This is a genomic window from Sandaracinus amylolyticus (assembly GCF_021631985.1).
Taxonomy (GTDB): Bacteria; Myxococcota_A; Polyangia; order Polyangiales; family Sandaracinaceae; genus Sandaracinus; species Sandaracinus amylolyticus_A.
The window spans coordinates 2,403,745-2,413,669 of the sequence record NZ_CP070225.1; the positions used below are offsets into that span (position 1 = coordinate 2,403,745).

The window sequence follows — 9,925 nt, forward strand, 5'->3', positions numbered from 1 at the left end:
GTCAGATCGCCTCCGGCAGGGCGCGCACGGCGCGCGCGAACTCGTCACCGCGATGGGCGTACGAGCGGAACATGTCGAAGCTCGCGCACGCGGGCGCGAGCAGCACCGCGTCACCGGGGCGCGCCACCGCGCGCGCCTTCGCGACCGCGTCGTCGATCGTCGTCGCCGCGATGCGCTCGACCGGCGAGCCCTCGAACGCGCTCGAGATCAGCGGGGCGGCCTCGCCGATCAGCACCAGCGCGCGCCCCATGCGCTCCATGCGCTCGCGCACCGGCGCGTAGGAGCCGCCCTTGTCGACGCCGCCCGCGATCAGCACGACGCGGCCCTCGAGATCGCCGAGCCCGTCGAGCGCCGCGACCGTCGCGCCGACGTTCGTCGCCTTGCTGTCGTCGTAGTACGCGACGCCGTCGAGATCGCGCACGTGCACCATGCGGTGCGGCAGGCCCGCGAAGCGCGCGAGCACCTCTTCGATCGCGTCGCGCGACACGCCCGCGAGGCGCGCCGCGAGCGCCGCCGCGCAGGCGTTGGCCTGGTTGTGCAGTCCGCGGATGCGCAGCTTCGCGACCGGGAAGCGCAGCCCGCTGACCGCATCGACGATCACGCCGTTCTCGACGCGGACTTCACCATCCGCGCCGCCGAACGTGTGCAGCTGCGCGGCGCCGGCGCGCGCCAGCGCGAGGCAGAGCTCGTCGCCCGCGGGGACGATCGCGTGATCGTCCTTGGTCTGCGTGAAGAAGATGCGTCCCTTCGCCGCTGCGTACGCCGCGAACGTGCCGTGGCGATCGAGGTGATCCTCGGTGACGTTGAGGCACGCCGCGATGTGGCAGCGCATCGTCTCGATGCGCTCGAGCTGGAAGCTCGACAGCTCCGCGACCACGAGGCCCTGCGTGCTCTCCGCGGCCTCGGTGCCCACCGCGAGCGCGAGCGCATCGCCGAGGTTGCCGCCGGTGAACGAAGGACGACCGCTCGCCGCGCACATCTCGCCGACGAGCGTGGTCACCGTGCTCTTGCCGTTGCTGCCGGTGATCCCGATCAGCGTTCCACGGAGGAAATGAGCGGCGAGCTCGACCTCGGGGATCACCTTCGCGCCCCGCTTCTCTGCCGCGTCGACCACCGCGAGCGAGGGCACGCCGGGCGAGAGCACGATCACGTCGGCCGCCGCGAAGAGCGACTCCGGATGTCCGCCGAGCACCACGTCGACGCCGATCGCGCGCGCATCGGCGACCAGCGCGGACGCCTCGGCCTCGCTCTTCTTGTCGTTGATCGAGACGCGCGCGCCGGCCTTCGCGGCGAGGCGCGCCGCCGCGAGGCCGCTCTTGCCGCCACCCACGACCACGAGACGCTTGCCTGCGAGATCCAGCACCGTCATCTCCTCGCTGCAGTCACCTCAGCTTCAGCGTCGCGAGGCTCGCGAGCGCCAGCATGATGCTGATGATCCAGAAACGGACGATGACCTTCGGCTCGGGCCACCCCTTCTTCTCGAAGTGGTGGTGGATCGGGGCCATCAGGAAGATGCGCTTCTTGAACAGCTTGAAGCTCGCGACCTGACCGATGACGCTCACGCCCTCGATCACGAAGATCCCGCCGAGCAGCACCGAGAGCAGCTCGTTCTTCGTGAGCACCGCGAGCGTCCCGAGCCCGCCGCCGAGCGCAAGCGAGCCCACGTCGCCCATGAAGACCTGCGCGGGGTACGTGTTGAACCAGAGGAACCCGAAGCCCGCGCCGATCATCGCGCCGCAGTAGACGCTGAGATCGCTCGCGCTCTCGAGCGACGGGATCTGCAGGTAGTCCGCGAGGTCCTCGCCGAAGAACGTGACGCCCGCGAGGTACGCGAGGATCGCGTAGGTGCCCGCGTTGATCATCACCGGGCCGATCGCGAGGCCGTCGAGGCCGTCGGTGAGGTTCACGCAGTTCGAGGTCGCGACGATCACGAACGCGCCGAACATCACGTACGCCCACGAGGGGAGGGCGATCTGCACGCGATCGAACGCGACGAAGGGGACCGCGAGGCGGTTGCGGATCGCGAGCCAGTCCTCGCCGAGCCCGGCCTCGCCGTACCAGAGGTAGGCGCACACCGCGATCGCGACCGAGAACTGCAGGACGAGCTTGCCGCGCGCCGAGAGACCGCCGGTGTCCTTCTTCCGGACCTTGCGCGCGTCGTCGATGTAGCCGACCACGCCGTACGCCGCGGTGACCGCGAGCGTGAGCCACACCGGCGTGTTCGTCGGATCCGCCCAGAGCACCGTCGACGCGACGAGCGCGAGGAGGATGAGCGCACCGCCCATCGTCGGCGTGCCCGCCTTGCTGAGGTGGCTCTGCGGGCCCTCCTTCCGGACGACCTGCCCGATCTGTCGCGACTGCAGGCGACGGATGAACCACGGGTAGAGCCCGAACGTGAGCAGCATCGCGGTCATCGTCGCCGCGAGCACGCGGAACGGGACGTAGCGCAGGACGTTCAGGAACCCGATGCGATCGCTGTACGGATAGAGGAGGTAGTAGATCATCGCGGCGCCTCTTCACTGCCGGGCGCGGTGTTTCCGAACGCGTCCACCTCGCGCAGCCCCTCGACCACGCGCTCCATGCGCATCGAGCGCGATCCCTTCACGAGGATCACGTCGTTCGGCTCGACGAACGCGCGCACCAGCGCGATCGCCTCGGTGGGATCGTCGAGCCGCTCGATGCGGATGCCGCTCACGCCGCTCGCCATGCCCGCGGTGAGCGCGCCGCGCGCGGCCGCGCGCATCTCGGGGCCGCAGCACACGAGCAGCGCGACCCCGCTGGCGACCGCGGCCTCGCCGACGCTCTCGTGCAGGCGCTCGCTCTCGACGCCGAGCTCGAGCATGTCGCCCAGCACCGCGACCGCGCGGCCACCGCGCACCCGAGCGAGCTCGCAGCAGGTGCGCAGCGCGAGCTCGGTGGAGCGCGGGCTCGCGTTGTAGGCGTCGTCGAGGATGATCGTGCCGCCGACACCCGGCACCGGACGCGCGCGGCCTTCACCGGGCGCGACGCGCTGGATGCCCTCGAGCGCCACGTGCACCGCGTCGGCGCCGCGGAGCGCGACGATCGCGGCGATCGCGGCCGCGCCGCAGCGCGCCGGACCCTCGCCGATCAGCGCGAGCTTCGCGTTCACGAACTCGTTGAGGCCGCGCACGACGTACACGCAGCGCGTGCCGTCGAGCTCGATCTGGAGATCGGCGAGGCGCACGTCCGTGCCCTCGGCGAGCCCGAACGAGAGCTTGGTGCGCGCGGGGCTCCGCTCGGCGTAGGGCGCGAGGATCCCATCGTCCGCGGTGAACACGGCCGCGGCCTCCTCGTCGAGCCCGAGCAGCAGCGCGCCCTTCTCGCGCGCGACGCCCTCGATGCCGCCGACGCCCTCGGTGTGCACCTCGGCGACCGCGGTGACCACGCCGACGCTCGGCGCAGCGATCTCGGTGAGCCGCGCGATCTCGCCGGGCACGTTCATGCCCATCTCGATCACCACCACGTCGTGATCGGGGCCCAGCGTGAAGAGCGTCATGGGGACGCCGATGCGGTTGTTGAGGTTGCCCGCGCTGCGCAGCACGCGGAGGCCGAGCGCTTCGAGCCCCGCGGCGGTGAGCTCCTTCGTCGTCGTCTTGCCGACCGATCCCGTGACCGCGACGAGCGGGATCGGGAAGCGACGGCGGTGCGCGAGCGCGAGATCGCCGAGCGCGCGCAGCGTGTCGGGGACGATCACCACGGCGACGCCGGCAGGCGCGCTCACCGGCTGCGAGACCACGAGCGCGCCGGCGCCCGCCGCGATCACGGTGGCGACGAAGTCGTGCGCGTCGTGCTTCGCGCCGCGCAGCGCGACGAAGATGCACCCGGGCGTGACCGCGCGAGAGTCGGTGACGACGCCGACGAGCGGGCGATCGGTGCTCGCGGCGACGGTGCCGCGCGTCGCGACGGCGAGCTCGTCGATCGAGAAACGCGCGGAGTTCGCGGGGATCGGCGTGGCCATCAGCGCGCGCCTCCCGCCTCGAGCGCGCGTGCGATGGCGCGGCGCGCCTCGACGCGATCGTCGAAGTCGATCTTGGTGGTGCCCAGGATCTGGTAGTCCTCGTGGCCCTTGCCCGCGATGAGCACGGTGTCTCCCGAGCGCGCCGCGGCGAGCGCGAGATCGATCGCGCGGCGGCGATCGACCTCGACGACGTGACCGCGCGACGACGACGCGAGCGCGTCGAGCGCGATCGCGGGCAGTGCGGCGACGCCGGGCACGATCATGTCGACGATCGCGCGGGGATCCTCGGTGCGCGGGTTGTCGCTGGTGATCACCACGACATCGGCGCGCGTGGCGGCGGCCTCGCCCATCTTCGGGCGCTTGCCGCGATCACGATCGCCGCCGCAGCCGAACACGCACACGAGGCGCCCCGGCGTGAGCGGGCGGAGCGCATCGAGCACGTTCGCGAGCGCGTCGGGCGAGTGCGCGTAGTCGACGAGCACCGCGACGTCGCGCGGATCCTCCACGCGCTCGAGGCGCCCGGGCGCGCCCTTCGCGGCGCGCAGCGCGCGCGACACGTCCGACGGCGCGAGCCCGGCCGCGAGCAGACATCCTGCCGCGACCAGGAGGTTGTCGAGGTTGTGCGCGCCGAGCAGCGCGCTCTCGATGCGCAGCGAGCCCCACGGGGTGCTCGCGTCGCAGCGCACTCCGTCGCGATCGATCGCGACGTTCGTCGCTCGGATCGTCGCGTCGCGATGACGCGAGAGCGTGTGCACCTTCGTCGGTCCGGTGATGCGCGCAGCGAGCTCGGCGCCCATCGGATCGTCGATGCGCACCACCGCGTGGCGCGGCGCGAGCTCGGTGAAGAGGCGCGCCTTCGCCTCGAAGTACGCCTCCATCGAGCCGTGGAAGTCGAGGTGATCCTGGGTGAGGTTCGTGAACGCCGCGACCTCGAAGTGGATGCCGTCGGCACGGTGGAGCGCGAGCGCGTGGCTCGAGACCTCCATCACGAGGTGCGTCGCGCGCGCGTCGACCATGCGCCGCGCGAAGCGCGCGATCGCGTCGGCCTCGGGCGTGGTGAACGCGCTCTGCTCGCGGAAGCCCGGGCCGCGCGTCTCGACGGTGCCGAGCAGGGCAGGGCGCTGCGCGAGCGCGGTCAGCGCCTCGTCGATCAGCCACGTCGTCGTGGTCTTGCCGTTGGTGCCGGTCACACCGATGCACGCGAGCGACGCGGTGGGATCGCCGTACACGTGGTGCGACGCGATCGCGAGCGCGCGACGCGCATCGGACACGCGAATCTGCGGCGCCTCGAGCTCGATCCACTCCTCGGTGATCACCGCGACCGCACCGCGCGCGATCGCGCCCGCCGCGAACTCGGTGCCGCGCGCCTTCTGCCCCGCGATCGCGACGAACACGTCGCCCGCCTCGATCGCGCGCGAGTCGTGGCGCACGCCGCGCGCGACGATCGATGCATCCCCGTGGAGCTCCGCGCCGAGCGCGCGCTGCAGCTCGCCCAGCGTGCTCATCGCCGAGCCCTCGCGCGCGCCGGCGCGCTGATCACGATCGCGCCCGTCGCCGCGGCGGCGTCGGTCGCGGCCTCGGCCGTCTCGGTCGCTTCCTCGATCATCGCCGGCTCGTGCCACACCGGCGCCTCGAGTACGACCCGGACGCGCGCGCCGCGCGCCACGATCCCACCCGCGGCCGGCGTCTGCGCGACCGCGACGCCGGTGCCCTCGAGCTGCGCCTCGAGCCCCGCCTCCGCGAGCACGACCAGCGCGCGCCGCGCGCCCACGCCGCGCAGATCGGGCACCAGCACCTCGCCCTCGGCGGGCTCGCGCACCTCGACCTCGGGGGCCGCCGCGATCTCGGTCTCGACGCCGGCCTCGCGCTCCTCGCGCGCACGCTGGCGCTCTTCACGCGCGCGCTGACGCTCCTCGCGCACGCGACGACGACCTTCGCGCTCGATGTCCGCGAGCACCTCGCCGCCGCCCGACGCGGGCACGCCGAGGTGTCGCAGCGTCGCCTCGCCGACGCGCCGGAACACCGGGCCCGCGACCACGCCGCCGTAGTGATCGATCATCGGCTCGTCGATCACGACCGCGATCACCACGCGCGGTGCGTCCGCCGGCGCGAAGCCCACGAACGACGCGGTGTAGAGGCCCGCCTCGTAGCCGCCGCGACGGTAGTCCGCCTTCTGCGCGGTGCCGGTCTTTCCCGCGACGAGGTAGCCGTCGATCGCGGCCTCGAGGCCGGTGCCTTCTTCGCCGGTGACGCCGGTGAGCATGTCGCTCACCAGGCGCGCGGTGGCGCGCGGCACCACCTGACGGCGCACGCGCGGGCTCGCCTCCTCGACGACCTCGCTGCGCGCATCGACGACGCGACGGATCAGCGTCGGCTCCATCAGGCGCCCGCCGTTCGCGACCGCGCTCATCGCGGTCGCGAGCTGGATGGTGGTGATCGACATGCCCTGCCCGAACGAGATCGTGGCGAGATCCATGTCGTACCAGCGCTGGTGGTGCCGCAGGATCCCGCCCGTTTCGCCGGGGAGCGGCAGGCCGGTGGGCTCGCCGAACCCGAAGCGACGCAGGCCGCGATAGAGCCCGCTGCGACCGAGCGACATGCCGATCAGCGTCGCGCCGATGTTGCTCGAGTGCGCGAGGATCTCGGCGGGCGTGAGCACGCCGTAGTCGCGTCCGTGATCACCGATCGAGTTGCCCTCGCTGTCGATCACGAGGCGATGCCGCTCGTCGCCGCTGCAGTCGAACTCCTGGTTCGGCCGCACCATGCCCGCGGCGAGCGCGGCCGCGACGGTGAAGGTCTTGATCGTCGAGCCCGGCTCGAAGCGATCGGTGATCGCGCGGTTGCGGCGATGCGACGCGGGCGACGCGCCGGCGTCGTTCGGATCGAAGGTCGGGAAATTCGCGAGCGCGAGGATCTCGCCGTTCGCGGGATCCATCACGACCACGCTGCCCGACTGCGCCTCGAAGGTGCGCACCGCGAGCGCGAGCTCGCGCTCCGCGACGTGCTGGACGGTCTTGTCGATCGTGAGATAGAGGTCGTCGCCCTGCGCCGCGCGATCGTCGAGCAGCGTCTCGCTGAACACGACGCGACCACGGCGATCGACGGTCGCGGGGACGCTCTCGGTCGAGCCGTGGAGGCGCTCCTCCATCGAGAGCTCGAGGCCCTCGATGCCGACTCCGTCGACGTTCGCGAAGCCGAGCAGGTGCGCCGCGAGATCGTGGTTCGGATAGAACCGACGCGACTCGCGCGTGAGCTCGATCCCGGGGATCGCCATCGCGCGCACCGCGGCCGCCTCCTGCGGCGTGACCTGGCGCTCGATCCACGCGAAGTAGCGATCGCTCGACAGACGCGAGAGCACGCGCTCGCGATCGACGCCGAGCGCGGCCGAGAGACGGATCGCCGCGCTCTCCACGTCGACGTTCTCGCGCCGCATCTGGCGCGGGTTCGCGTAGACGCTCTCGACGTCGACGCTCACCGCGAGCTCGGCGCCGTGGCGGTCGTAGATGGTCCCGCGCTTGGGCGCGAGCCGCACGTCGCGCAGCTGCTGCTCGTCCGCCTCGCGACGCAGCTCCGCGCCCTGCGAGATCTGCAGGTCGTACGCGCGGTGCAGCACCGCGCTCGCGCCGACCATCAAGAGGAGCGCGAGCAGCGCGATGCGCACCTTGACCCAACGGCGGCGCGAGGGATCGAGATTCCTCATCGCATCCTCCCCGAGGGCCGGCGCCCGCTGCGCTGTCCGATCGACACCACGCGCGAGGGATCGGGCACGTCCATCGCGAGCGTGCCGCGCGCCACCGCCTCGACGCGCTCGGGCTCGCGCAGCGTCGCCGCTTCGATCGAGAGGAGGCGGCGCTGCTCGATGAGCCGGCGCTGCTCGCGGCGCGCCTGACCGACGTCGTAGCCGAGGCGCACGGTCTCGAGCCGCAGCGAGAGGTGCGCGACGAACGCCGCCGCGGTCGCGAGCACCGCCGCCGCCCAGAGCACGAGGAAGCGCGTCTTCATCGCGTTCATCGCGGGAGCCTCCTCGCGGCGCGCAGCTTCGCGCTGCGAGCGCGCGGGTTGCGATCGTTCTCCTCGTCGCTCGCGATGATCGGCTTCTTCGTCGTGGGCTCGAGCCGCTCGTCGCCGCGGAACGCGCGCTTCACCGCGCGATCCTCGAGCGAGTGGAAGCTGATGATCGCGGCGACACCACCGTCGACGAGCACGTCGGGCACCGCCGCGAGCAGCGCGTCGAGCTGGTCGAGCTCGCCGTTCACCGCGAGGCGCAGCGCCTGGAACGTGCGCGTCGCGGGATCGATCCCGCCGGTGCGGCGCGGCCCGAGGACCGACACCGTCGCGCGGCGCAGATCGCCGGTGGTGTTCATCTCACCGCTCGCCTCGAGGCGCTTGATGGCGCGCGCCATCGGGCGGCTGCGACGCTCCTCGCCGAGCCGGAAGATCAGGTTCGCGAGCTCCTGCTCGCTGGTCTCCGCGATCAGCTCGCGCGCGCTCAGCCCGCGCGTCGGATCCATGCGCATGTCGAGCGGGCCCTCGGCGCGGAACGAGAACCCGCGCGTCGCGTCGTCGAGCTGCGGCGAGCTCACGCCGAGATCCGCGAGCAGCCCGTCGACGCGCTGGTCGCCGAGCACGTTCTGCAGCTCGGCGAACGCGCCGTGAACGAGCTGCACACGATCGCCGAAGCGCGCGAGGCGCGGCGCGGTCTCCTCGAGCGCGCGGGGATCGCGATCGATGCCGATCAGCCGACCATCGGGCGCGCTCGCCTCGAGGATCGCCTCCGAGTGCCCGCCACGACCGAGCGTCGCGTCGACGTAGAGCCCGCCGCTCTTCGGCGCGAGCTGCGCGAGGACCTCGGCGAGGAGCACCGGCGCATGCGTGTAGACGGTGTCGCTCACAGCCCCAGCTCCGCGAGGCGCTCGGCCATCTTCTGCTTCGCGCTCTCGTCCGCGAGCACCTGCGCGCGCAGACCGGCGAAGCGCTCCTTCGACCAGAGCTCGATGTGCTTGCCCATGCCGGCCCAGAGCGCCTCGCGCTCGAGCTCCGCGAGCTCGCGCAGCGTCTGCGGGATCAGCAGGCGACCCACCTTGTCGAGCTCCACCTCGACCGCGCCCGACACGTAGAGACGGCGGATCATCGCGACGCTCGGATCGAATCGTGGAAGCTGCGAGAGCCGCTCCTCGAACGCGATCCACTCCTTCATCGGATAGGCGACGAGGCAGGGATCCACCCCGGCCGTGATCACGAGGCGCGACTCGCCCTGCGCCGCGAGGATCTCGCGGAAACGCGAGGGGACGGAGGTCCGCCCCTTCTCGTCGATCGCATGCGCGTACTGCCCTCGGAACAAACCGCCTCCTCGTCAGAGGAGCCTCGGAAGCGTTCGCAGTGCCGCGGCCTGGCACCGCTTACCACCGCTTCCCACCGCGGCCGAACCTACGGGAGCGATCCCAGCGCTGTCAACTTCGCACCGGACGCGGATCGCACGATTTCGTCGATGATCGCAGGTCCACTCGGCGAGGTGGTAGAAAGTGGATCGAAACCCCGCTCCACCGATCTGATCGAGTGTTCATGTCGGAGGCGCTCGGGCGACGCGGTTAGAGTCGATGGGGATGGACGAGGACCTGGAGCGCGCGTGGAACGAGGTGCTCGCCGCGTGGGACGACGGCGATCGGCACAAGCGCTTCCTCGTGCTCGCGGAGACGACCGATCGCCTCGCCGAGGCGGGCCGCCGCTATCGCGAGGTGAAGGAGCACGATCCCGCGCGGCGCGCGGACGCGGAGCGGCGCATCGACGAGATCCTCGGGCGCGCGATGGCGCGCATGAAGGTCATCGAGCAGAGCGACCCGAAGCCCTCGCGCGGCAAGATCGAGTGGATCGCGTTCGGCGTGAGCGCGGCGCTGATCGCAGCCGCGCTGTACCAGCTGCTCGGCCGCGGACCCTGAGTACGCGATC

General features: G+C 72.0%; 9 protein-coding genes. 1 reads left to right on the forward strand and 8 read right to left on the reverse strand.

The window, feature by feature from the left end:
- Nucleotide 1: 1 nt before the first annotated feature.
- From murD to mraZ, 8 genes are read right to left on the reverse strand one after another with little or no spacing between them, the layout of a single operon-like run.
- Complete coding sequence (gene murD, locus I5071_RS09900) at nt 2-1,363, reverse strand: UDP-N-acetylmuramoyl-L-alanine--D-glutamate ligase (RefSeq protein ID WP_236605174.1); 1,362 nt, start codon at nt 1,361-1,363, stop codon at nt 2-4.
- A 19-nt stretch (nt 1,364-1,382) separates the two neighbouring features.
- On the reverse strand, nt 1,383-2,504 hold the full coding sequence (gene mraY / locus I5071_RS09905; protein WP_236605175.1) for a phospho-N-acetylmuramoyl-pentapeptide-transferase: 1,122 nt from the start codon (nt 2,502-2,504) through the stop codon (nt 1,383-1,385).
- Entirely contained in the window at nt 2,501-3,979 is a 1,479-nt protein-coding gene (locus I5071_RS09910) for a UDP-N-acetylmuramoyl-tripeptide--D-alanyl-D-alanine ligase (RefSeq protein ID WP_236605176.1), read from the reverse strand. Before I5071_RS09910 ends, mraY begins: the two co-directional genes overlap by 4 nt.
- The gene (locus I5071_RS09915; protein ID WP_236605177.1) at nt 3,979-5,484 is read right to left on the reverse strand and encodes a UDP-N-acetylmuramoyl-L-alanyl-D-glutamate--2,6-diaminopimelate ligase; all 1,506 of its coding nucleotides are present in this window, start codon (nt 5,482-5,484) and stop codon (nt 3,979-3,981) included. Before I5071_RS09915 ends, I5071_RS09910 begins: the two co-directional genes overlap by 1 nt.
- Complete coding sequence (locus tag I5071_RS09920; protein ID WP_236605178.1) at nt 5,481-7,679, reverse strand: penicillin-binding protein; 2,199 nt, start codon at nt 7,677-7,679, stop codon at nt 5,481-5,483. Before I5071_RS09920 ends, I5071_RS09915 begins: the two co-directional genes overlap by 4 nt.
- Complete coding sequence (locus I5071_RS09925; protein ID WP_053234574.1) at nt 7,676-7,990, reverse strand: cell division protein FtsL; 315 nt, start codon at nt 7,988-7,990, stop codon at nt 7,676-7,678. Before I5071_RS09925 ends, I5071_RS09920 begins: the two co-directional genes overlap by 4 nt.
- Complete coding sequence (rsmH, locus tag I5071_RS09930) at nt 7,987-8,871, reverse strand: 16S rRNA (cytosine(1402)-N(4))-methyltransferase RsmH (protein WP_236605179.1); 885 nt, start codon at nt 8,869-8,871, stop codon at nt 7,987-7,989. The genes I5071_RS09925 and rsmH overlap by 4 nt, the downstream gene beginning before the upstream one ends.
- Entirely contained in the window at nt 8,868-9,320 is a 453-nt protein-coding gene (mraZ, locus tag I5071_RS09935; RefSeq protein WP_053234572.1) for a division/cell wall cluster transcriptional repressor MraZ, read from the reverse strand. The genes rsmH and mraZ overlap by 4 nt, the downstream gene beginning before the upstream one ends.
- Nucleotides 9,321-9,582: 262 nt before the next feature.
- Here mraZ and I5071_RS09940 point away from each other — a divergent pair, with 262 nt between their 5' ends.
- Nucleotides 9,583-9,915: a hypothetical protein gene (locus I5071_RS09940; protein ID WP_236605180.1), complete on the forward strand. Its 333-nt coding sequence runs from the start codon at nt 9,583-9,585 to the stop codon at nt 9,913-9,915.
- The last annotated feature ends 10 nt before the right edge of the window (nt 9,916-9,925 follow it).